Source organism: Propioniciclava soli (assembly GCF_038502305.1).
In the GTDB taxonomy this organism is placed as follows: Bacteria; Actinomycetota; Actinomycetes; order Propionibacteriales; family Propionibacteriaceae; genus Propioniciclava; species Propioniciclava soli.
The window spans coordinates 1,572,661-1,593,892 of sequence record NZ_CP115965.1; the positions used below are offsets into that span (position 1 = coordinate 1,572,661).

At 72.8% G+C, this 21,232-nt stretch carries 21 protein-coding genes and 2 tRNA genes; 13 read left to right on the forward strand and 10 right to left on the reverse strand.

The window, feature by feature from the left end:
• Positions 1-171: 171 nt before the first annotated feature.
• Positions 172-2,592 carry an HAD-IC family P-type ATPase gene (locus PCC79_RS07180; protein ID WP_342373408.1) on the forward strand — a complete coding sequence of 807 codons (2,421 nt, stop codon included), beginning with the start codon at positions 172-174 and terminating at the stop codon, positions 2,590-2,592.
• 6 nt (positions 2,593-2,598) lie between these two features.
• Here PCC79_RS07180 and PCC79_RS07185 read toward each other — a convergent pair whose 3' ends face one another.
• Positions 2,599-3,672 (reverse strand): 3-isopropylmalate dehydrogenase, encoded by a 1,074-nt coding sequence (locus PCC79_RS07185; protein WP_342373409.1) that lies wholly within the window; start codon positions 3,670-3,672, stop codon positions 2,599-2,601.
• Positions 3,673-3,755: 83 nt separating this feature from the next.
• Here PCC79_RS07185 and PCC79_RS07190 point away from each other — a divergent pair, with 83 nt between their 5' ends.
• Genes PCC79_RS07190 through PCC79_RS07200 form a run of 3 tightly spaced genes read left to right on the forward strand, consistent with a single transcriptional unit; the run spans position 3,756 to position 6,516 of the window.
• Complete coding sequence (locus PCC79_RS07190; RefSeq protein ID WP_232548116.1) at positions 3,756-4,844, forward strand: branched-chain amino acid aminotransferase; 1,089 nt, start codon at positions 3,756-3,758, stop codon at positions 4,842-4,844.
• Positions 4,845-4,857: 13 nt separating this feature from the next.
• Entirely contained in the window at positions 4,858-5,442 is a 585-nt protein-coding gene (locus PCC79_RS07195; protein ID WP_342373410.1) for a hypothetical protein, read from the forward strand.
• Between the two features lie 3 nt (positions 5,443-5,445).
• A complete protein-coding gene (locus PCC79_RS07200) occupies positions 5,446-6,516 on the forward strand; it encodes an N-acetylmuramoyl-L-alanine amidase (protein WP_232548114.1) in 1,071 nt (356 codons plus the stop codon).
• On the opposite strand, the gene PCC79_RS07205 is transcribed toward PCC79_RS07200, so the two are convergent.
• Together PCC79_RS07205 and tpx are read right to left on the reverse strand one after the other, a co-directional pair.
• Complete coding sequence (locus tag PCC79_RS07205; RefSeq protein WP_342373411.1) at positions 6,427-7,557, reverse strand: hypothetical protein; 1,131 nt, start codon at positions 7,555-7,557, stop codon at positions 6,427-6,429. The genes PCC79_RS07200 and PCC79_RS07205 overlap by 90 nt on opposite strands.
• Before the next feature lie 101 nt (positions 7,558-7,658).
• Positions 7,659-8,156 (reverse strand): thiol peroxidase, encoded by a 498-nt coding sequence (tpx, locus tag PCC79_RS07210; protein WP_232548112.1) that lies wholly within the window; start codon positions 8,154-8,156, stop codon positions 7,659-7,661.
• Positions 8,157-8,309: 153 nt separating this feature from the next.
• Here tpx and cimA point away from each other — a divergent pair, with 153 nt between their 5' ends.
• Both cimA and PCC79_RS07220 read left to right on the forward strand, forming a co-directional pair.
• On the forward strand, positions 8,310-9,917 hold the full coding sequence (gene cimA / locus PCC79_RS07215) for a citramalate synthase (RefSeq protein WP_342373412.1): 1,608 nt from the start codon (positions 8,310-8,312) through the stop codon (positions 9,915-9,917).
• 71 nt (positions 9,918-9,988) lie between these two features.
• Complete coding sequence (locus tag PCC79_RS07220) at positions 9,989-10,657, forward strand: DUF1707 domain-containing protein (RefSeq protein ID WP_342373413.1); 669 nt, start codon at positions 9,989-9,991, stop codon at positions 10,655-10,657.
• Between the two features lie 42 nt (positions 10,658-10,699).
• Here the strand turns inward: PCC79_RS07220 and PCC79_RS07225 are convergent, their stop codons facing one another.
• Genes PCC79_RS07225 through PCC79_RS07235 form a run of 3 tightly spaced genes read right to left on the reverse strand, consistent with a single transcriptional unit; the run spans position 10,700 to position 14,314 of the window.
• Positions 10,700-11,983 (reverse strand): thymidine phosphorylase, encoded by a 1,284-nt coding sequence (locus PCC79_RS07225; RefSeq protein WP_342373414.1) that lies wholly within the window; start codon positions 11,981-11,983, stop codon positions 10,700-10,702.
• A 28-nt stretch (positions 11,984-12,011) separates the two neighbouring features.
• Positions 12,012-13,562 (reverse strand): 5-oxoprolinase/urea amidolyase family protein, encoded by a 1,551-nt coding sequence (locus PCC79_RS07230; RefSeq protein ID WP_342373415.1) that lies wholly within the window; start codon positions 13,560-13,562, stop codon positions 12,012-12,014.
• Positions 13,559-14,314, reverse strand: a complete 756-nt coding sequence (locus PCC79_RS07235) for a LamB/YcsF family protein (RefSeq protein WP_232548107.1) — start codon at positions 14,312-14,314, stop codon at positions 13,559-13,561. The genes PCC79_RS07230 and PCC79_RS07235 overlap by 4 nt, the downstream gene beginning before the upstream one ends.
• Before the next feature lie 182 nt (positions 14,315-14,496).
• Here PCC79_RS07235 and PCC79_RS07240 point away from each other — a divergent pair, with 182 nt between their 5' ends.
• From PCC79_RS07240 to PCC79_RS07260, 5 genes are all read left to right on the forward strand, one after another.
• Positions 14,497-15,108 (forward strand): hypothetical protein, encoded by a 612-nt coding sequence (locus PCC79_RS07240; protein WP_342373416.1) that lies wholly within the window; start codon positions 14,497-14,499, stop codon positions 15,106-15,108.
• 4 nt (positions 15,109-15,112) lie between these two features.
• On the forward strand, positions 15,113-15,949 hold the full coding sequence (locus tag PCC79_RS07245; RefSeq protein ID WP_342373417.1) for a fumarylacetoacetate hydrolase family protein: 837 nt from the start codon (positions 15,113-15,115) through the stop codon (positions 15,947-15,949).
• Complete coding sequence (locus PCC79_RS07250) at positions 15,946-17,004, forward strand: CPBP family intramembrane glutamic endopeptidase (RefSeq protein WP_342373418.1); 1,059 nt, start codon at positions 15,946-15,948, stop codon at positions 17,002-17,004. The genes PCC79_RS07245 and PCC79_RS07250 overlap by 4 nt, the downstream gene beginning before the upstream one ends.
• A 112-nt stretch (positions 17,005-17,116) precedes the next feature.
• A tRNA-Gln gene (locus tag PCC79_RS07255) sits at positions 17,117-17,188 on the forward strand.
• Between the two features lie 66 nt (positions 17,189-17,254).
• Positions 17,255-17,330, forward strand: a tRNA-Glu gene (locus tag PCC79_RS07260).
• A 60-nt stretch (positions 17,331-17,390) separates the two neighbouring features.
• Here the strand turns inward: PCC79_RS07260 and PCC79_RS07265 are convergent.
• The gene (locus PCC79_RS07265; protein ID WP_232548103.1) at positions 17,391-18,116 is read right to left on the reverse strand and encodes an IclR family transcriptional regulator; all 726 of its coding nucleotides are present in this window, start codon (positions 18,114-18,116) and stop codon (positions 17,391-17,393) included.
• A gap of 78 nt (positions 18,117-18,194) precedes the next feature.
• On the opposite strand from PCC79_RS07265, the gene leuC reads away from it, so the two are divergent.
• Both leuC and leuD read left to right on the forward strand, forming a co-directional pair.
• Complete coding sequence (gene leuC, locus PCC79_RS07270; RefSeq protein WP_342373419.1) at positions 18,195-19,601, forward strand: 3-isopropylmalate dehydratase large subunit; 1,407 nt, start codon at positions 18,195-18,197, stop codon at positions 19,599-19,601.
• Between the two features lies 1 nt (position 19,602).
• Positions 19,603-20,208 carry a 3-isopropylmalate dehydratase small subunit gene (gene leuD, locus PCC79_RS07275; RefSeq protein ID WP_342373420.1) on the forward strand — a complete coding sequence of 202 codons (606 nt, stop codon included), beginning with the start codon at positions 19,603-19,605 and terminating at the stop codon, positions 20,206-20,208.
• A 107-nt stretch (positions 20,209-20,315) separates the two neighbouring features.
• On the opposite strand, the gene PCC79_RS07280 is transcribed toward leuD, so the two are convergent.
• The 3 genes from PCC79_RS07280 to PCC79_RS07290 all read right to left on the reverse strand — a co-directional run bounded on the left by PCC79_RS07280 (position 20,316) and on the right by PCC79_RS07290 (position 21,197).
• A complete protein-coding gene (locus PCC79_RS07280) occupies positions 20,316-20,696 on the reverse strand; it encodes a type II toxin-antitoxin system VapC family toxin (RefSeq protein ID WP_232548100.1) in 381 nt (126 codons plus the stop codon).
• Positions 20,693-20,947, reverse strand: a complete 255-nt coding sequence (locus PCC79_RS07285; RefSeq protein WP_232548099.1) for a type II toxin-antitoxin system VapB family antitoxin — start codon at positions 20,945-20,947, stop codon at positions 20,693-20,695. Before PCC79_RS07285 ends, PCC79_RS07280 begins: the two co-directional genes overlap by 4 nt.
• Before the next feature lie 61 nt (positions 20,948-21,008).
• Positions 21,009-21,197 carry a hypothetical protein gene (locus PCC79_RS07290; protein ID WP_342373421.1) on the reverse strand — a complete coding sequence of 63 codons (189 nt, stop codon included), beginning with the start codon at positions 21,195-21,197 and terminating at the stop codon, positions 21,009-21,011.
• Positions 21,198-21,232: the final 35 nt, after the last annotated feature.

A 21,232-nucleotide genomic window follows, 5' to 3' on the forward strand; every position in this document is an offset into this window, starting at 1 on the left:
AAACCCAAGAGAAATCTGAAAGATTCTCAGAAGCGTGGCGGGTGGGGCGGCGTGCCGGCTCCGTCCCCAGGAGGAGCTGGGTCGCGACTCCAGGTCGGAATCGGAGCGGCGCCTGGTGTCGCCTGCCCCAGATCGTGGGCCGCGCGGCGCCCCTCTGGCATGCTGGCCCGCGTGACCAGCACCACGGCCGCCAGCGCCGGCCTGAGCCCGGAGGACGTCGCCGCCCGCGTGGCCCGCGGGGAGGTGAACACGCTGCCGCCCCGCAGCGGCCGCACCGTCGGCGAGATCGTGCGCGCCAACGTGTTCACGCGGATCAACGCCATTCTTGCGGTGCTGCTCGTCATCGTGCTCGCCACCGGCTCGTGGATCAACGGCGCCTTCGGGCTGCTCATCATCGCGAATTCGGCGATCGGCATCATCCAGGAGCTGCGTGCCAAGCGAACGCTGGACAGTCTCGCGGTGCTGGGTGAGGCCCGGCCGCTGGTGCGACGCAGCACGGGCGAGGCGCGCGTCGCGCGCGACGAGATCGTGCTCGACGACCTCATCGTGCTCACCCCGGGGGACCAGGTGGTGGTGGACGGGGAGATCGTCGAGGCCGACTACCTGGAGGTGGATGAGTCGCTGCTCACCGGCGAGTCCGACCCGGAGCCCAAGGGCGCCGGCGAGGCCGTCCTCTCGGGCAGTTTCGCGGTGTCGGGGGCCGGCGTCTACCGCGCGACCAAGGTGGGGGCGGACGCCTACGCCGCCCAGCTGGTCGCCGAGGCGTCCCGCTTCACGTTGGTGCGCTCGGAGTTGCAGGGCGGCATCAACCGGATCCTCAGATTCATCACCTGGCTGCTCATCCCGGTCGGGATCGCCACGGTGATCGTCCAGCTCCTCTACACCGGCTCCGACTGGCGCCAGGCCGTGCTGCGCATGGCCGGCGCCCTGGTGCCGATGGTGCCCGAGGGGTTGATCCTCCTCACCTCGATGGCGTTCGCTCTCGGCGTCGTCCGCCTCGGCAAGCGACAGTGCCTCGTCCAGGAGCTGCCCGCCCTGGAGGGGCTCGCCCGCGTGGACGTGGTCTGCGCCGACAAGACCGGCACGCTGACCGAGAACGGCATGCGCTGCGGCGACATCGTCGCCCTGGCCGACGTGGACGCCTCCCGCATCCGGGCCGCCCTCGCCCAGCTCGCCGCCGCCGACCCGCACCCCAACGCCTCCCTGCAGGCCATCGCCGAGGAGGTGGGGGAGCCGGCCAGCCTGTGGACGCCGCAGGCCCGTGCCCCCTTCACGTCGGCGAAGAAGTGGTCGGGCGTCACCTTCGCCGAGCAGGGCTCCTGGGTGCTCGGCGCGCCGGACGTGCTGGGGGACGCCGCCGCCGCGGCGCGCGCCGAGCAGATCGCGGTCACCGGCCTGCGGGTGCTGCTGCTGGGGCGCACCGCGGTTCCGGTCGACGCCGGGGACGCCCCCGGCGCCGTGGACGCGGTGGCGCTGGTCGTCCTGGAACAGCGCGTCCGCCCGGACGCCGCGCAGACCCTGGCCTACTTCGCCGAGCAGGGCGTCGACGTGAAGGTCATCTCAGGTGACAACGCGGGTTCGGTCGCAGCGGTGACCGGTGCGCTGGGTCTCGATGCCGGGCCGCCCGTCGACGCGCGGGGTCTCACCTCGCCCGAGCGGCTCGGCGAGGCGGTTACCACCCACAGCGTCTTCGGCCGGGTGAGCCCGCAGCAGAAACGCGGCATGGTGCACGCCCTGCAGGCCGAGGGGCACACGGTGGCGATGACGGGGGACGGCGTCAACGACGTGCTCGCCCTCAAGGACGCCGACCTGGGCGTCGCCATGGGTTCTGGGTCCTCCGCCACCCGCTCGGTCGCCAAGATCGTGCTGCTGGACGACCGGTTCGCCACCCTGCCGCACGTCGTGGCCGAGGGGCGCCGCGTCATCGGGAACATCGAGCGGGTCGCCAACCTCTTCCTCACCAAGACGGTCTACTCGGCGGTGCTCGCGCTGCTCGTCGTGCTGTGGCGGCTGCCGTTCCCCTTCCAGCCGATCCACGTCACGATCACCGGCTGGTTCACGATCGGCATCCCGGCCTTCCTGCTCTCCCTGGCGCCGAACCACGAGCGCGCACGACCGGGATTCGTCCAGCGGGTCATGCGGCTCGGGCTGCCCGCCGGCACCATCGTCGCGGCGGCCACCTTCACCACCTACCTGCTGGTGCTGCCCCCCACGGGCACCGCGGACGAACTCGTCCGCGAGCAGGTGGCCGCGGCCACGCTGTCCTGTCTCATCATCGCGGCCACGTGGGTGCTCGCCGTCGTGGCGCGGCCCTACGAGTGGTGGCGCGTGGCGCTGGTGGCGGCCTCGTTCGGGGCGTACGCGCTCATCTTCCTCAACGCGACCACCCAGCACCTCTTCCTGCTCGACACGTCCAATCGGCCGATGATGGCCGTCGGGCTGCTGTGCGGGCTGGTGGGTGCCGCGCTGGTGGAGCTCACTTGGTGGGTCCGCGGCTGGGTGTTCGGCGAGCGGCACACATTCTGGAGGACGCGCGAGCCGGACGCCCCCGCGCCGAATCCCCGCCGGGACGAGGACGCGCGCGCGGCCTGAACGGCGTCAGACGCGCGCCGCGATGGCGTCCCCGATCGCGCTCGTCGAGCGGCGGGACGCCCCGCGCTCGGCCACGTCGGCGTCCACGGCCGTCTCGATGCGGGCGGCGTCCTCGGGGCGTCCGAGGTGGTCGAGCAGCAGGGCCATGGAGCTGATCGTGGCGGTCGGGTCGGCGACGCCCTGCCCGGCGATGTCGGGCGCGGAGCCGTGCACGGGCTCGAACATCGACGGGTTCGTCCCCTCGGGGTTGATGCACGCCGAGGGGGACAGCCCGATGCCGCCGGTGACGGCGCCCGCGAGGTCGGTGATGATGTCGCCGAACAGGTTGTCGGTGACGATGACGTCGAAGCGCTGCGGATCCTGCACCAGCATGATCATCGTGGCGTCCACGTGCAGGTAGTCGGTGGTGACATCGGGGTACTCCTGCGCCACGGCGGTGAACAGCCGGTTCCACAGCCCGCCGGCATTCACCAGCACGTTGTGCTTGTGGACGAGCGTCACCTTCTTGCGGCGGCGCAGGGCGCGCTCGAAGGCGTCCCGCACCACGCGCTCGACGCCGCGCGCGGTGTTGACCGACACCTCGTTGGCGACCTCGAAGGCGGTCCCGGTGGCCATCGAGCCACCGACGCCGGCGTACAGGCCCTCGACGCCCTCGCGCACGACCACGAAGTCGATGGGCCCCCGGCCGACGACGGCGTCCGAGAGCGGGGTGACGACGCCGGGGTACAGCTTGGATGGGCGCAGGTTCACGTACTGGTCGAACGCGAAACGCAGCTTCAGCAACAGCCCGCGCTCCAACAGGCCGGACGGGATCGCCGTCGAGCCGGGCGCCGCGCCGACGGCGCCGAGGACGATGGCGTCCACGCCGCGCAACTCCTCGAGCACCGAGTCGGGCAGCACCTCGCCGGTGCGCTGCCAACGCTGGGCGCCCAGGTCGTAGGGCACGAGGTCGAACGCCGCGTCGCCGACGGTGGCGGTGAGCACCTTGAGGCCCTCGGCCACCACCTCGGGGCCGATGCCGTCTCCACCGATCACGGCCAGGGTCTGCTTCGCGGCCAGGGTCTGCTTGGGGTCAGTCACGTCGGCCCAGCCTACCGGTGGCCGCGTCCGTGGCGGCGTGGGCGTCTCAGGGGTGACGCCCGCGCAGCGGTATTCTGACGCCCATGTCCCTCTCCTTCGAGATCCAGCGCAGCACCGCCGCCCGGACGGACGCGGAGCGCGCCGCCGTCCTGGCCGACCCCGGCTTCGGGGTGCACTTCACCGACCACATGGTGCGCATCTCCTGGACGAAGGAGCGCGGCTGGCACGACGCCGCGGTGCTGCCCTACGGCCCGATCACGCTGGACCCGTCGGCCGCCGTCTTCCACTACGCGCAGGAGATCTTCGAGGGACTCAAGGCCTACCGGCACGCCGACGGGTCGATCTGGCTCTTCCGCCCCGAGAAGAACGCCGCCCGGCTGCAGACCTCGGCCGACCGGCTCATGCTGCCCCACCTGCCGGCCGACGACTTCATCGAGGCCGTCCGCCAGCTCGTGACCGTCGACGCCGCGTGGGTGCCGGAGGCGAACGGAGAACAGAGCCTCTACATCCGCCCCTTCATGATCGCCTCGGAACCGTTCCTCGGGATCCGCGCGGCCGAGGGCGTCACGTTCTACGTCATCGCCTCGCCCGCTGGCCGGTACTTCGGCGCCGCCGGGGTGGCAGGCATCGACATCTGGGTCACCGACGAGTGGGCCCGCGCCGGCATCGGCGGCACCGGAGCAGCCAAGTGCGGGGGCAACTACGCCGCCAGCCTGGTCGCCCAGTATGAGGGCTATGAGCACGGCTGCACGCAGGTGATGTTCATCGAGCCGGCGGGCAAGGACCGGGTGGAGGAACTCGGCGGCATGAACATCTTCCTCATCAGCGCCGACGGCGACCTCATCACCCCCGAGCTGACCGGCACGATTCTGGACGGCGTCACCCGCGACTCGATTCTCACCGTTGCCGCGGATCTCGGTCTCACGCCCCGCGAGGAGCGGCTCAGCGCCAGCGAGGTGCTGGGCGGCATCGCGTCCGGCCGTTTCACCGAGGCGTTCTGCTGCGGCACCGCCGCCGTCATCAGCCCCATCGCGGGCTTCAAGAGCCACCACGGCGAGTGGCGCCTGGCCGAGCAGTCGTTCACCCGCACGCTCGGCCTCCGCGACGCGATCCTGGACATCCAGTACGGTCGGTCGGAGGACCGGCACGGGTGGCTCCGCCGCGTCGTCTGAACAGGAGGGCACGATGACCAGTAACGCTCCCGCCCCACGCGGCAACCTCGCGCTCGGCGTCGCGTTGGGTGCCGTGGTCGGCATCCTCGTGGTGGTGTTCGCGTGGCTCCAGCTCGTGCCGCGCACCGCCGAGCCCGCGCCCGACCCCGTCACCTCCCCGACGGTGGCGACCACGCCGGACGCCACCACACCGGTCGCCACCACACCGGACGCCACCTCGCCGGCCCCCGAGCCGAGCGCGACCACGCCCTCACCCACGCCCACCGCCTCGCCGACGCCCACCCCGGAGGCGACGCCGAGCGCGTCCGCGCCCCCTGCGGGCGTCGTCACGGAGCTGCCCGCCGGGACGTTCGTGACCGTGCTGCGGTCGCTGCCGCAGGCCTCGGTCTCGGCTGAGGAGGCGATGGCCCAGGCGGCCGGCATGGGCAACGAGCAGCACCGCCCGGTCGTCCTGGACAGCAACGCGTTCGGCTTCACCCCCGACTACTGGGTCGTCGCCGTTCCGGGTGCCGCGAGCTCCCAGGCCGCCGTCGCCGTGTGCGACGACCTCGGCATCAGTGACCGCAACCAGTGCTACCCGCGCAGGGTCGGCGACTGAGGCGTGCAGCTCTCCCGCCGCCGCGTCCTCGCCGGGATGGCGCTGACCCCGCTCGTCGTCGGGGCGGACGCCGCCGCCGCGGCACCGCTGCGGCCCGGATCGCGGCCCGACATCGCACCCCGTGAAGCCTGGGCGAACGGCCGGGCGCCACGCGGGGCGCTCGCCATCGAGGAGGCCCCGCGGTTCCTCCTGGTGCACCACACCGCGACGTCGAACACGTATGACGCCGAGGGGGTAGCGCGGCAGCTGCAGTCGGTGTTCGCCTTCCACACCGGGCCGGAGCGCGCGTGGCCGGACGTGGCGTACAACTTCATCGTCGACCGGTTCGGTGGGATCTGGGAGGGCCGGCAGGGCAGCCTCGCCGGCCCGGTGCGTGGGGACGCGTCCGGGGGCTCGCAGGGCTTTGCGCAGCTCTGCTGCTTCCTCGGCGACTTCGCCGCCGCGCCCCCGCCGCCCGCGGCGATGGACGCCATGGCCGCGCTGCTGGCCTGGCTCGCCCAGCGCGACGGCATCGACCTGGGCGCGCCGGTCACGTTCACCTCCCGCGGGTCGAACCGCTGGGCCCGCGGCGTCGACGTCACCACGGACGCCGTCGCCGCCCATCGCGACATGTCCCTGACCGCCTGCCCCGGCGACGCCCTGTACCCCCTGGTGCGTACCGAGCTGGCTCCCGCGGCCGCTGCGCTCCTGGCGCCCGCCCCGGCCCCAACACCGACTCCGACCCCGACACCGACCTCGGCGCCGGCTGGCGGCGCTGTCAGCTCCACCGCGTCCACCACACCCGCCACCTCAGCGGTTTCACCCACGGCGGGCGCCATGGATCCCGCCGCCGCGACGCCGGCCGCCGGCGGGGGCCATGATGAGCGCGCGCTGTGGGTCGGCACCGGGCTGGGGGTCACTGCGGTGGGCGCCCTGGCCGTCAGGGCCAGCCAGCGGCGTCGCCTGGGGCGGGGGAGTTCCGGGGGCTCTGCGACGACGACCGGGTCAGCCGGCGAGGAGCCGGATCGCCAACGCGAGCCCGCCCCCCACCAGCGCGGCGGCCAGGCCGATGAAGAAGCCTCGCAGGGTCAGTGACATGCCCGGCGACGCCGAGGCCGGTGCGGCGACGGGGCGGGTCGGGGTGAGCCGGTCGTGGGCCGGGGGTGCCGCCACGGCTTGGGCGTGGTCGTCCCCCAGGGGAGCCCGCGTGGCTGCAGGCAGGGGAGACACCCCGGGCTGGCGGTCCTCGGCACGGTAGAGCTCCACCTCGTCATCCTCCGGACGGGGGGCTTCCGGCGCCGGGGCGGGCATCGCGGCCGTCGCGCCCGCGCCGACGGGTGCCGCCTGGAGCGCGACGGTGGCATCCGGGTCCGGCACATCCGGGGCCGGCACATCCCGGTCCGGTGCGCCCGTGTCGAGCGCGACGGTCTGGTCGGGGTCCGGCGCGTCCGGGTCGAGCGCGACGGTCTGGTCGGCGTCCGAGCCGGCCTGCTCCGGCGGCACCCCGTCGCCGTCCGGCTCGGCAACCGGCATCGCCTGCGTGGCGTCGGCGTCCACCGGGGCCTCGTCGGGCTGCCAGACGGACTCCGGTTCGGGCTCGACGGCCGGCTCCTGAGGTTCGACGGGCTCCTGGGGTTCGGGCGTGGCCACCACCACGGGGGCGGGCTCGCGTTCCGGCTCGGGGACGGTGCCGGTGCGTGCCGTCCCGGGGCGGGCGTCGAGGAGCCGCGCGACGGTCCGGCGCAGCTCGGGGGAGGACACGGGGGGGACGAGCACGGTGAAGTCGTCCCCGATGTCGAAGCGCACCCACTGCTCCCCGCCGAGGGTGAGCCCGGAGAAGTGGGCGTCCTGGCCGCCGAGGTCGGCGACGCGGTGGTGGTCGACGCCGCCCGCGTCCCGCCACACGACACCGGCGCGGGTGGTCTGGATGACGAGCGCGCCGTAGTCGATGCGTTCGTGCGGCAGGCCGACGGGCACCACGTACTGCACCGGCTCGTCGTCGGCGACCACGCGGGAGAAGCGTGAGGCGCCGCCGGCGAGCACCTGGCGCGAGAGGCGGGCGAAGCGGTCGTCGAAGGGGGCCAGGTCGAGGGCCGCGACGGCCCCGCGGCTGATCCGGTCGGCGAGATCGGGCATCGGGCGGGCTCCCTTCAGGTCTGCCCCCCGAGCATAGCCACGTGGCCCCGCGCCGCGGCGGCGCGACGCGGGACCGCGGGGCTCCGGGGCAGGAGACGGGCTCAGCCCAGGGCGGAGATGGCCGCGTCGTAGTCGGGCTCCTGGCCGATCTCGGGCACGAGCTCGCGGTGGGCGACGGTGCCGTCGGCGGCCACCACCACGACGGCGCGGGCGTTGAGGCCGGCCATCGGGCCGTCCACCAGCGCGGTGCCGTAGTCGTGGGGGAACGAGGAGCGGAACGTGGACGCGGTGACCACGTTGTCGATGCCCTCGGCGCCGCAGAACCGGGCCAGGGCGAAGGGCAGGTCGGCCGACACGCACAGGACGGTCGTGTCGGGCAGCCCGGCGGCCAGCTCGTTGAAGCGGCGCACGCTGGTGGCGCACACGCCGGTGTCGACGCTGGGGAAGATGTTGAGCACGACGCGGCGCCCCGCGTGGTCGGCCAGCGTCACGTCGGACAGGTCGGCGCCGGCGAGGGTGAAGGCGGGGGCGGGGCTGCCCACGGGGGGCAGTTCGCCGGAGGTGTGCACGGGGTTTCCACGGAGGTTGGTCTCAGCCATGCCTCCGTTCTAGCACGCCCGGGTGACAACCCGGCGCGGCCCGCCCGTCTCGCCCGGCGAGACGCGGAGTCGAGGGGCAAGACGCGATGGGCGATCATCGACAGGTTGACCGGGCGCCGCCCGGACCACCGCGAGACCCACGAAGGACGGACGATGACGACCCTCCCCGTCGCCCCCGACGCGTTCCACCTCTACGACACCACGTTGCGCGACGGCGCCCAGCAGGAGGGCCTGCGGCTGACGGTCGCCGACAAGCTCAAGATCGCCCGACTGTTGGACGAGCTGGGGGTCGACTTCATCGAGGGCGGCTGGCCCGGCGCCAACCCCAACGACACCGCCTTCTTCGCTGCGGCCGCGTCCGGTGAGCTCGAGCTGGAGCACGCGAAGCTGGCGGCGTTCGGCGCCACCCGCCGCGTCGGCGGCAAGGCGTCGAGCGATCCGCTCACCCGCGCCCTGGTGGACGCCCAGACCGAGGTCGTCTGCCTGGTGGCCAAGAGTCACGACGAGCACGTCTTCCGTGCGCTGCGGACCGATCTCACCGAGAACCTGGCCATGATCACCGACACCGTGCAGTTCCTCACCGGCGAGGGCCGGCGGGTGTTCGTGGACTGCGAGCACTTCTTCGACGGCTACCGCGCCAACCCGTCCTACGCGCTCGAGGTGGTGCGGGCCTCGGCGGACGCCGGCGCGGAGGTCGTCGTGCTGTGCGACACCAACGGCGGCATGCTGCCCACCTGGATGGGTGAGATCGTGAGCGCCGCCGGCGCCGTGGGCGTCGACCTGGGCATCCACTGCCACAACGACACCGGCTGCGCGGTCGCGAACACCCTCGCCGCGGTCGACGCCGGCGCCATGCACGTGCAGGGCACCATGAACGGCCACGGCGAGCGCACCGGCAATGCGGACCTCGTCACCGTGATGGCCAACCTGCAGCTCAAGTACGGCTGGAGCGTGGTGCCGCACCAAAACTTGGCCAAGGCGACGTCCATCTCGCACGCGGTGGCCGCCGTCACCCACGTCGCCCCCAACGCGCGGCAGCCCTACGTCGGTCACTCCGCGTTCGCGCACAAGGCCGGGCTGCACGCGTCCGCCATCAAGGTGGACGCCAACCTCTACCAGCACACCGACCCGACGCTCGTGGGCAACGACATGCGGATGCTGGTGTCGGACATGGCGGGGCGCGCCAACATCCAGCTCAAGGGCGACGAGCTGGGCTTCGACCTCTCCGACCGCGAGGTGGCGGCCCGCATCACCGATCGCGTCAAGCAGCGCGAGGCCGCGGGGTACAGCTACGAGTCGGCCGACGCGAGCTTCGAGCTGCTGCTGCGCGACGAGCTCGGCGAGTTGGAGGCGCCGTTCGCGGTGCAGAAGTGGCGGGTGCTCACCTCGAGCGAGCCCACCGAGGAGGGCGACTCCGAGGCGACGGTGAAGGTGGCCGTCGGCGAGCGGGTGACGAGCCGCGTCGGCGAGGCGTTCGGCCCGCTCAGCGCGCTCGACATCGCGCTCCGGCAAGCACTGACGCCGGCGTTCAAGGCCGTCGAGGGGTTCGAGTTGATCGACTACAAGGTGCGCATCATCGAGATGGGGCACGGCACGGACGCGATCGTCCGCGTCCTCATCGACACCAGCGACGGTGACCGCACCTGGACGACCGTGGGTGTCGGCACCAACGTCGTGGAGGCGTCCTGGGAGGCCCTGCACGACGCCTACCTGTGGGGGCTGCTGCCCCACCACGCGGCCGAGCCGGCCGGCGTCCGTTGAGCAGGAACGGTTGGGCAGTTGATGACATCGGTCCGGCAGGACGCCGCCGGCCCGCTGGGTAGTCTGGCGTCATGAGCACCCCGGACTCCGGCGCGATCCGCATCGGCCACGCCGAGCGGGAGCAGGCGGTCGAGACGCTCCGCGAGGCCGCCGCCGACGGCCGGCTCACGCTGGAAGAGCTGGACGGCCGCATCGAGGGCGCCCTGGCCGCGCGCACGCGCGACGACCTGCGCCCGCTGCTGGCCGATCTGTTGCCGCCGACCGACGTGGAGCTGGTGGTGAACACCGCGGCGCTGCAGGCCCGGCAGCGCGCCGGTGAGCCGGGCTGGGCGTGGCAGGATCCGCTGGTGCTGACGGCCCGGTGGGACGACGTGGTGCGCGCCGGCCCGTGGGAGGTGCCGCCGTTCCTGGAGCTGCACCCGGTGGCGTCCAACGTGAAGCTCAACTTCGTGGACGCGCGGCTGACCTCCGAGATCGTCGACGTGGTGGTGCACGGTGGCGCCGGCGACGCGATCCTCATCGTCCCCGACGGCTGGGGCGCCGACGTGAGCCGGGTCGAGAAGGGCCTCGGGACCATCAAGAGCGTCGTCGACACCCGGCCGGTCGGACGCGAACCCCTCCTGGTCGTGCGCGGCAAGGGTGCCCTGGGCACCATCAAGGTGCGCCACCCGAACCGTTTCGACGACTGGCAGCGCCAGCGCCGCCTGGACAAGGGCGGCGGCATCTACGCCAAGAACTGACGCGCGGTGAGGGCCGGTCGCGTGCGCCCTCCGCGCGCCGCCTCACGGCGCGGCGATGCGCTCCAGCACGACCGGCCCTGGCTCTGCGGCGTCCGCGCCGATCACGACCGCGTCGGCCAGCGCCTCGCGGGCCCGGTCGATGCGCTCGGGGGTGTCGGTGTGCAGTTCGAACAGCGGCTGCCCCTGCGTGACGGTGTCGCCGACCCCGGCCGTCCAGGTGACCCCGGCGGCGTCCTGCACCGGATCCTCCTTGCGGGCCCGTCCGGCACCGAGGCGCCAGGCGGCGACGCCGACGGCGAGGGCGTCCAGGGATTGGATGACGCCCGAGGCGGGTGCGGTGACGACCTCCACGTGCTTCGGGGTGGGCAGCGGGGCGTCTGGATCGCCGCCCTGGGCGCGGATCATCGCCCGCCAGGTGTCCATCGCGCGGCCGGACGCCAGCGCCGCAGCCGGGTCGGCGTCCACCCCCGCCGCCGCGAGCATCTCGGCGGCCAACGCGAGCGTGAGCTCGACGACGTCGGCCGGGCCGCCGCCGGCCAGCACCTCGACCGACTCCGCGACCTCGACGGCGTTGCCGGCCGAGCGGCCGAGCGGGGCGTCCATGGCCGTGACGAGGGCGACGGTCGTGACGCCCGCCGCGGTGCCCAGCTCGACCATCGTGCGGGCCAGCTCGGCGGAGCGCTCGCGGGTCTTCATGAAGGCACCCGCGCCGGTCTTCACGTCGAGCACCAGCGCGCCCGTGCCCTCGGCGATCTTCTTGCTCATGATGGAGCTCGCGATGAGCGGGATCGCCTCGACGGTGCCGGTGACGTCGCGCAGCGCGTAGAGCTTCTTGTCGGCCGGCGCGAGGCCCGAGCCGGCCGCGCAGATCACCGCGCCGACCTCCTCGAGCTGCCGCAGCATCGCGGCGTTGTCGAGATCGGCGCGCCAGCCGGGGATCGCCTCGAGCTTGTCGAGCGTGCCGCCGGTGTGCCCCAGGCCCCGACCCGAGAGCTGCGGCACGGCGACGCCGCACGCGGCGACGATCGGGGCGAGGGGGAGCGTGATCTTGTCGCCGACGCCCCCGGTGGAGTGCTTGTCGGCCGTGGGGCGCGACAGGGAGCTGAAATCCATGCGCTCGCCGGTCTCGATCATCGCCGTCGTCCAGGTGGGCAGCTCGCGGGCGTCCAGGCCGTGGAAGAAGATCGCCATCGCCATCGCAGCCATCTGCTCATCACCGACGGTTCCGGCGGTGTAGGCGTCGATGAGCCAGCGGATCTCGTCGTCGGACAGCACGCCGCCGTCGCGTTTGGTGCGGATCAGGTCGACGACGTCGAAAGTGCTCATGGAGGCGAGTATGGCAGGCGCGCGCCGCTCAGTCGGCGCGGACGAACCGCACCGTCGAACCGGGTGGGAGCTGGGCGAGGCGGTCGATATCGGCGTCGGCCACCACCGCGATGACGGGGTAGCCGCCGGTGACGGGGTGGTCGGGGCCGAAGACCACGGGCTGGCCGTCGGCGGGTACCTGGACGGCGCCCGCCACGACGCCCTCGGAGCGGAGTTCGCCGGTGACGACCCGGGTCAGGGGATCACCCGCCAGCCGCATCCCGATGCGGTTGGAGCGAGGCGTGACCGTCCAGCGCTGGGCCAGGAACGAGGTGAGCGCGTCGGGGGTGAACCAGTCGTCACGCGGGCCGAGGTGGACGCGGGCGTCGAGATGGCGGGGCAGGGATGGGGTGGCGTGCCGGGCCAGCGGGACCGCGGCGAGGCCGGTCGTGCGGCCGGCCGCGAGCACGTCGCCGGGGCGTAGGGGTGCCGGACCCTCCCCGGAGAGCAGGTCGGTGGCCGCCGAGCCGAGCACCCGCTCGGCGGCGAGGCCGCCGCGCACCGCCAGGTAGGCGCGCAGGCCGGCATCCGCCTCCCCGAGGGTGAGGGTGTGCCCGGCGTGCAGCACCAGCGGGGTGTCGGCGGGCGGCTCCGCGCAGGTGGCGGGCCCGGTGAGGGTGAGCCGGACGGAGGCGCCGGTCACGGCGACGAGCAGGGTCTCCCGGGCACGGACGGCCAGCGCGTCGCTCGACGGGTCGGCCACGCACTCGATGAGGGCGGCGTCCGGTGGGTTGCCCACGAGGGTGTTCGCGGCGGCCGCCGACGCCCGGTCGGTCGCGCCGGAGGCGGAGACGCCCAGATCGGCGAACCCGGGCCGGCCGCGATCCTGCACCAGCGCCTGCGCCCCGGTGGTGAGGATCTCCAGGCCCTGGTCTAGGGGCACGGGACGGGCCGCAGCCTTCTCGGCGGGGGTGGGGCGCAGCGTCACCGCCTCGCGCGCCGCGACGTAGCGCACGCGGTTGCCCGGGGCGACCAGCGCGGGCGGGGTGCGGGCGGCGTCCCACAGCACGTCCGGTGAGGTGCCGATCAGCTGCCAGCCCCCCGGGGTGGCGCGAGGGTAGACCGCCGAAAACTCCCCGGCCAGGCCCACCGCGCCCGCCGGAACCGAGGTGCGGGGCGTGGCGCGGCGCGGCACCGTGAGGGAGTCGTTCTCGCCGACGCAGTAGGTGAAGCCGGGCGCGAAGCCCCCGAACGCCGCGGTCCAGACCTGGCCGGTGTGCGCGGCGACCACGGCGTCGACGCTGAGGCCCGTCGCCTGGGCCACGTCGGCGAGATCGGCCCCGTCGTAGTGCACGCGGATCTCGACGAGCGCGTCGTCGCGCTGGGGGGCGGCCGTCAGGTCCAGAGTGGCGATGAGGGCGCGGGCCGCCGCGGCGGCGTCCGGATCGGCGGCGCGGACCAGCAGCGTGCGCGCGGCCGGGACGAGGTCGACCACCCCGGCCGGGCGCCGGGTCGCCAGCGCGGCGTGGAGGGCGAGCACCGCGTCCAACGAGTCCAGCTCGGCGAGGAAGGCGCGGTCGCCGCAGGGCCGAATCCTCATGCGAAGGCGGCGACCTGCACGCCGGCGTCATCCAGGGCGGAGCGCACCGCGCGGGCGATGGCGACCGCTCCGGGGGTGTCGCCGTGGACGCAGACGCTCTCGGGGGCCAGGGAGACGAGCGAGCCGTCGATGGCCTCGACCGTGCCCTGCGTGACCATCTGAACGACGCGGCCGGCGATGGCGGCGGGGTCGTGCAGAACGCTGCCCGGCTCGCGGCGGCTGACCAGGGTGCCGGTGGGGGTGTAGGCGCGGTCGGCGAACGCCTCGAACACCGGGCGCAGCCCGTGGGCCTCGGCGGCGCGGGCGATCGCGGAGTTCGGCAGGCACAGCACCGGCAGCCCGGGGCGCACCTCGGCCAGGGCGACTGCGACGGCCTCGGCGTGGACCTCGTGGTGGACGATGGCGTTGTAGAGCGCGCCGTGCGGCTTGCAGTAGGCGAGGTGCGTGCCGGCGGCGCGGGCCAGCGCGTCCAGGGCGCCGAACTGGTAGATGACCGCGTTCACGAGGTCGCCGGGTGCGACGTCGACGAAGACGCGGCCGAAGTTGGCCAGATCGCGGTAGGCGACGTGGGCGCCCACGGTGACCCCGTGCCGGGCAGCCAGGGCGGCCGTCGCCCGCATCACCGAGGGGTCGCCGGCATGGAACCCGCAGGCCACCGACGCGCTGGAGACGAGCGCCATCATCGCGGCGTCGTCGCCCATCGCCCAGCTCGAGAACGACTCCCCGGAGTCGGCATTCAGATCCACGCGCATCGCTTCTCCTCCCGGCGGCCACGCTAGACGATCAGCCGACAGCGTCTCGGGAGAGCCGCGCGACGAAAACGTGACACTCGATCCGCGAGCAGTCGCGCAACCACGCTCAGCACGCGAATGAGCGCCCACTCACTGTCGAGAAACCGTCGGTGCGCGGCCTGGCTGCTGGGAGGATGGCGGTCGTGACCCTCGTCCTGCACCGGTTCTCGGTGAAGCCCCACCACCTCGACACCTGGCGGGCCGCGTGGCCCGAGGAGGTCGCGCTGCGCCGGCGGCACGGGTTCGTGTGGCACCGGGCGTTCGTCGAAACCCACGCCGAACCCAAGGTCACCTGGCTGTACTCCCACGACGATCCGGCGGCGGGGGAGGCATCCCTGGCCGCAGACCCCGAGCACGTCGAGCTGGCCGAGCACCTGCGCCCCCACGTGTTCCGCAACGTGCTGGTGCGCCCGGTGCGCGCGGAAATCCTCACCGAGGGCGTCACCGACCGGCTCGCCATCATGCGGCGCTATGCCATCACGGGGTCGTGGGCCGAGTTTCTGGCGATCTGGCGCCGCATCGTCGCCGTCCGCGAGCGGCACGGCTTCGGTTGCCTGTTCGCCGTCGCCGACGAGCCGGCCAACCTCTTCACCTGGGCCTTCGACGTCGCTGGCACGTGGGAGGAGTTCCCCGCCGCCCAACGGCCCTACTACCGCGACCCGGCGCGGGTCGAGCTGCGCGGCGTCTTCGACTACATGGCCGACTACCAGATCACCCCGGCCGAACAGCTCCCCCTCCCGGCCCCGATAACCTGAGCCCATGCGTATCGCCCGCTTCGTCCACGACGACGACATCCACTACGGCACCGTCGAGCTCCCCGAGGACGGGGGCGAACACCCCGACACCGTCTCCGTGCTCAATGGTGACCCGCTCGTGACCGCCGTGCAGTACACCGGCGAGCGCCTGCTGCTGGACGACGTGCGGCTCGTGGCCCCGGTGATCCCGCGCAGCAAGGTGGTGGCGATCGGCCGCAACTACGCCGCCCACGCCGCGGAGTTCGACAACGACGTGCCGGCCACGCCGATGATGTTCCTCAAGCCGAACACGTCGGTCGTGGGCCCGGGCGAACCGATCGTCTACCCGACCCAGACGAAGGCGGTCGACCACGAGGCCGAACTCGCCGTGGTGATCGGACGCATCTGCAAGGACGTCCCGGCCGAGCGCGCCGCCGAGGTCATCTTCGGCTACACCTGTGCCAACGACGTCAGCGCCCGCGACCTGCAGTCCGCCGACGGCCAGTGGGGGCGCGCGAAGGGGTTCGACACGTTCTGCCCGCTCGGCCCCTGGATCGTCACGCACCTCAGCCTCGACGAGGCGTCCGACCTCGCGCTCGGCGCCACCCTCACCCGGGGCGGTCGCACCATCGAGCGGCAGGCGTCCACCACCGCGAACCTCGTCCACGGCATCGCCGAGCTCGTCGCGTTCGCCTCCTCGGTGATGACGCTGTTGCCGGGTGACGTGATCCTCACCGGGACGCCCGAGGGCGTCGGCCGGATCGAGCCCGGTGACACGGTGCACGTCACCATCGAGCAGATCGGCACCCTCTCCAACCCGGTCACCGCCGAGTCCGACGCGGACGCCGCCGGCGAGGCATGAGCGGCGCCACCGGTCTGCAGCGGTGGCCACGCGAGCCGGTGCCGCCGTCCGTCGACTACCCCCACGTGCTCCGGACGGGCACCGCCGGTCTGGCGCAGGGCGTCCTCGGCGTCGCGCTCGGGCTGCTGTCGTTCGTCGTGGCCGCGCCGCTGGTGATGCAGCTCTTGGCCGCCGCGTATTGGTTGGCCCTCGGGCGTCCGGACACCTTTGAGGCCACCTACCGGCTCCTCGTCGCCTACGAGGTTCCGTTCGGGTTGGTGGTCAGCCATCTCGGGCTCGCCGTGCTCCTCCCCATCGCCGTGCTGCTCGTGGTGTTGATCCACCGCGGCCACCCGCGCTTCCTGTCGTCGGTGGTCGGACGCCTGCGCCCCGGCTGGTTCGCCCTCTGCTTCGGCATCGCCGTCGTGACGCTGCTCGCCGTGCTGGTCGCGCAGAACCTCACCGCCCCGGGCGGGCCGAGCTGGGAGCTGGCGCCGCAGCCGCGGTGGTGGCTCTTCCTGCTCGTGATGCTCCTCACCACGCCCCTGCAGGCCGCCGCGGAGGAGTACTTCTTCCGCGGTTACCTCATGCAGGCGCTGGGGTCGCTGGTGGCGGCGCCGTGGTTCGGCATCGTCACCTCGGCGGCCGTGTTCACGATGTTCCACTCCTCGACGAACGCGGCCCTGGTGCTCGACCGGTTCGCCTTCGGCCTGCTGGCCGGCTGGCTGGTGTGGCGGACGGGTGGCCTGGAGGCGGCGATCGCCGCGCACGTCGTCAACAACGTCACGTCGTTCACCCTGGGGGCGCTGGCGTCCTCGATGGCCCAGGTGCGCGCCGTCACCGAGGTCACCTGGGTCGGGGCGGGCTGGGACGTGGCGCGCTTCGGGCTGTTCACCCTGGTCGTCTGGCTGGTCGCGCGCCGCGTCCGGCCGGCGCGGTTGACTGCGGCCGCCCCCGCTCGGGCGGCGCGGCGCCAGGGCAAGGGACGGGGCGAGGGACAGATCAAGGGCCAGGGCAAGGGACAGGGCAAGGGCAACGCAGGGGGCAAGGGACCCGCCGGGGGTCGCCCGGTTTGAGCGTGGCCGGTCATCTGGACTAGAGTGTTCTCTCGCTGGCCCGGCAGGGTCGGCGTTTCCTCAAGGGGACGGAGGGTCGGGCAACCGGCCAGCCAGCCGCTCGGGGGGATGAAGGGGTATGGGGTAATTGGCAGCCCGCCGGATTCTGATTCCGTCAGTCTAGGTTCGAGTCCTAGTACCCCTGCTGGGAGGCGATTTCGAGTCACCGAGCAGGTTCTGGTAACGTCTTCCAAGCGTTGAAAGCGCGCCTGGCCCCGTTGTGTAGCGGCCTAGCACGCCGCCCTCTCAAGGCGGTAGCGCGGGTTCGAATCCCGTCGGGGCTACCAGGAACAAGACCCTCTCCGCATGGCGGAGAGGGTCTTCTTGGTTCCAGGGGTGTGCGGGGCTCAGCCCTCGCCTCCGGTGCGGCGCAGCACCTCGGACAGACGCTCGGCGGCCGCCATCACGGCCGGGGCGTGGAGGCGTCCGGGCTGGCGCGACAGGCGTTCGATGGGTCCGGACACGCTCACGGCGGCGATCACCTTGCCGGCGGGGGAGCGCACCGGCGCGGAGACCGAGGCCACCCCTGGCTCCCGCTCGGCCACGGACTGCGCCCAGCCGCGGCGCCGCACGGTCGAGAGCGCCACGGCGGAGAACGTCGCGTGGGTCAGACCGCGTTGGATGCGTTCCGGATCCTCCCAGGCGAGCAGCACCTGCGCGGCCGAGCCGGCGCTCATGGTGAGCTGCGTGCCCACGGGGATGGTGTCCCGCAGACCGGCCGGACGCTCGGCGGCGGCGGCACAGATGCGGTACTCGCCCTGACGGCGGAAGAGCTGCGCCGACTCCCCGGTGATGTCGCGCAGCCGCGTCAGCACCGGGCCGGCGGTGGCGAGCAGCCGGTCCTCGCCGGCGGCCGAGGCCAGCTCGGTCAGGCGGGGGCCGAGGACGAAGCGGCCTTGCAGATCGCGGCTCACCAGCCGATGATGTTCGAGCGCGACGGCGAGCCGGTGGGCGGTCGGCCGGGCCAGCCCGGTGGCCGTGACGAGGCCGGCCAGCGTGGTCGGCCCCTGCTCGAGGGCCGTGAGCACCTGGGCCGCCTTGTCGAGGACGCCCACCCCTGAAGTACTGTCCATACTCTGATACTGCCGTCTCAGATCGTGACATGCAAGGCGTAGGCTGCCTGTTGCAGTACAAGGGGAAGGAACGAACAGATGGGGAAGACCCTCAGCGACAAGGTGTGGGCCGACCACGTCGTCCGGAGCGCACCGGGGGAGCCGGACCTGCTCTACATCGACCTGCACCTCGTGCACGAGGTGACGAGCCCCCAGGCCTTCGACGGCCTGCGGCTGGCGGGGCGTCCGGTGCGGCGTCCGGATCTGACGCTCGCGACCGAGGACCACAACACCCCCACCGAGAACATCACCCTGCCGATCGTCGACCCCGTGTCGCGGCTGCAGGTCGACACGCTGCGCAAGAACGCGGCGGAGTTCGGCATCCGCATCCACAGCCTGGGTGACGCCGACCAGGGCATCGTCCACATCATCGGTCCGCAGCTGGGCGTGACCCAGCCGGGCATGACGATCGTCTGCGGCGATTCGCACACGGCCACGCACGGCGCGTTCGGGGCGCTGGCGTTCGGCATCGGCACCTCCGAGGTGGAGCACGTGCTCGCCACCCAGACGCTCAACCAAGCGCCGGCCAAGCGCATGGCCGTCAACATCAACGGCGAGCTGCCCGAGGGGGTGACGCCGAAGGATGTCGTCCTCGCGCTGATCGCGAAGGTCGGCACCGGCGGCGGCCAGGGCTACATCGTCGAGTACCGCGGCACCACCATCGAGACTATGTCGATGGAGGGGCGCATGACCATCTGCAACATGAGCATCGAGTGGGGCGCCAAGGCCGGCATGGTGGCGCCCGACGACACCACGTTCGCCTACCTGCAGGGACGCCCGCACGCCCCGCAGGGCGAGGCGTGGGACGCCGCTGTGGCGTACTGGCGCACGCTGCGGTCGGACGACGACGCCGTGTTCGACGCCGAGGTGGACATTGACGCCGCCGCGCTGACTCCGTTCGTGACCTGGGGCACCAACCCCGGCCAGGGCGTGGGCCTGGGCGACGCGGTGCCCGCTCCGGCGGACTTCGCCGACCCCGTCGAGCAGTCCGCCGCCGAGCGCGCGCTGGAGTACATGGCGCTCACGGCCGGGACGCCGATGCGCGACATCAAGGTCGACACCGTGTTCCTCGGTTCGTGCACCAACGGCCGGATCGAGGACCTGCGGCTCGCGGCGTCCGTGATCGAGGGCCGCCGCGTGGCCGACGGCGTCCGCATGATGGTGGTGCCGGGTTCGGCGCGCGTTCGCAAGCAGGCGATGGACGAGGGGCTCGACAAGGTCTTCACCGCCGCCGGCGCCGAGTGGCGCGAGGCCGGTTGCTCGATGTGCCTGGGCATGAACCCCGACCAGCTCAAGCCGGGCGAGCGCTCGGCGTCCACCTCGAACCGTAACTTCGAGGGACGCCAGGGCAAGGGCGGACGCACGCACCTGGTGTCGCCGCCCGTCGCCGCCGCCACCGCGGTGCGCGGCACGCTGAGCGCGCCGGCCGACCTCGAGGAGAACTGACATGGACGCCTTCACCACCCACACCGGCATTGGCGTGCCGCTGCGGCGCAGCAACGTCGACACCGACCAGATCATCCCGGCGGTCTACCTCAAGCGCGTGACGCGCTCGGGGTTCGAGGACGGCCTGTTCGCCGCCTGGCGCGGCGATCCCGACTTCGTGCTGAACTCGGACGCCTACCGCGCAGGATCGGTGCTGGTGGCGGGCCCGGACTTCGGCACCGGCAGCTCGCGCGAGCACGCCGTGTGGGCATTGCAGAACTACGGGTTCAAGGTGGTCATCGGCAGCCGCTTCGGCGACATCTTCCGGGGCAACTCGGGCAAGGCCGGCCTGCTGGTGGCGCGCGTGCCCCAGGAGGTCGTCGAGGAGCTGTGGGCCTACCTCGAGGCCGAGCCGGGCGCCGAGCTCACCGTGTCGCTGGAGGACACCACGATCACCGCGGGCGATGACGTGCACCCGTTCGAGATCGACGACTACACCCGCCACCGCCTCCTGAACGGGCTCGACGACATCGGTGTCACGCTGCAGAGCGCCCACCTGATCGACGCCTACGAGGCGGAGCGCCCGAGCTGGAAGGTCGCCACCCTCCCCGCCAAGGTCGCCGACTGACCCCTCACAGGGGGTAGTTGGCATTTGGACCCGAGGAAATGGCGCCATGGCGCCATTTCCTCGGGTCCAAATGCCGATCACCGGGGCGGGCTGGAGTCGTCACGACGTTACGGGGCGACCGGCAGGTCGGTGCGCCGGAAGTCGTCGCCCACGCAGAGGAGGGTGAACCCGGTGTCGCGCGCGAGCGCGTACGAGAAGGTGTCGCCCAGGTTCAACCGGGCACGGTGGTGACCCCGGCCGTAGCGGCGGTGCCCCTCGGACGCCAGCCGTGCCTGTTTCGGCGTGAAGGCCACCACGTCGATCCCAAGCTCGGCGAGACGGCGATCGATGTCGTCCTCGGAGAGCTGCCCGCCCAGCACCAACCCCAGTTCCACGCGCGTCGCCGCGCTCATCTGGTGTGACGCCTCGCCTGCCATGGCGCGCAGGACCAAGGCTGCGGCCTCTTCTCCACGAAGCACGGCGACGAGCGCCGAGGTGTCGACGATCACCGCGGCAGCCCGTCCTCGTCATACAGGTCGTCGTCACTCAGCAGCGCAGTGACGTCGAGGTCCTCCCGCCACGCGTCGAACACGCGATGCAGGTGGGCCTCGCGGATTGCGCGTGCCTCATCGGAAACGTCGGTGAGGTCAAGTTGTGCCCGGACGGCCATGTCGATCGCTTCGGTGAGCGTCAGACCGGTGCGCGAGGCCAACGCGCGGACGGCCTGCTCGGTTTCCCGGTTGCGAATGCTGAGCGCCATGCGCGTGAGACTACCCGCGTCCATACGCAGTGTCTATACAGATGGCATTGCCGCACGAGGGTCAGGGGAGGGACGCCGCCACGATGGCACCGGCTCGCATGCGGGCGATCAGGCGCTGACCGGTCCTCAGGCTGACCAGGCGGGCGTCCAGGGCACTGCGGGCCAGCACCAAGGGGCGCCCGGCGTCGTCGACGACGCGCCAGCCCCCCTCCACCGGCGGGCCCACCGTCACAGCGCGTGTCTCCTCCACGAGCCGTGAGCCTACGCCGCGTCGGCGCTCGCTAG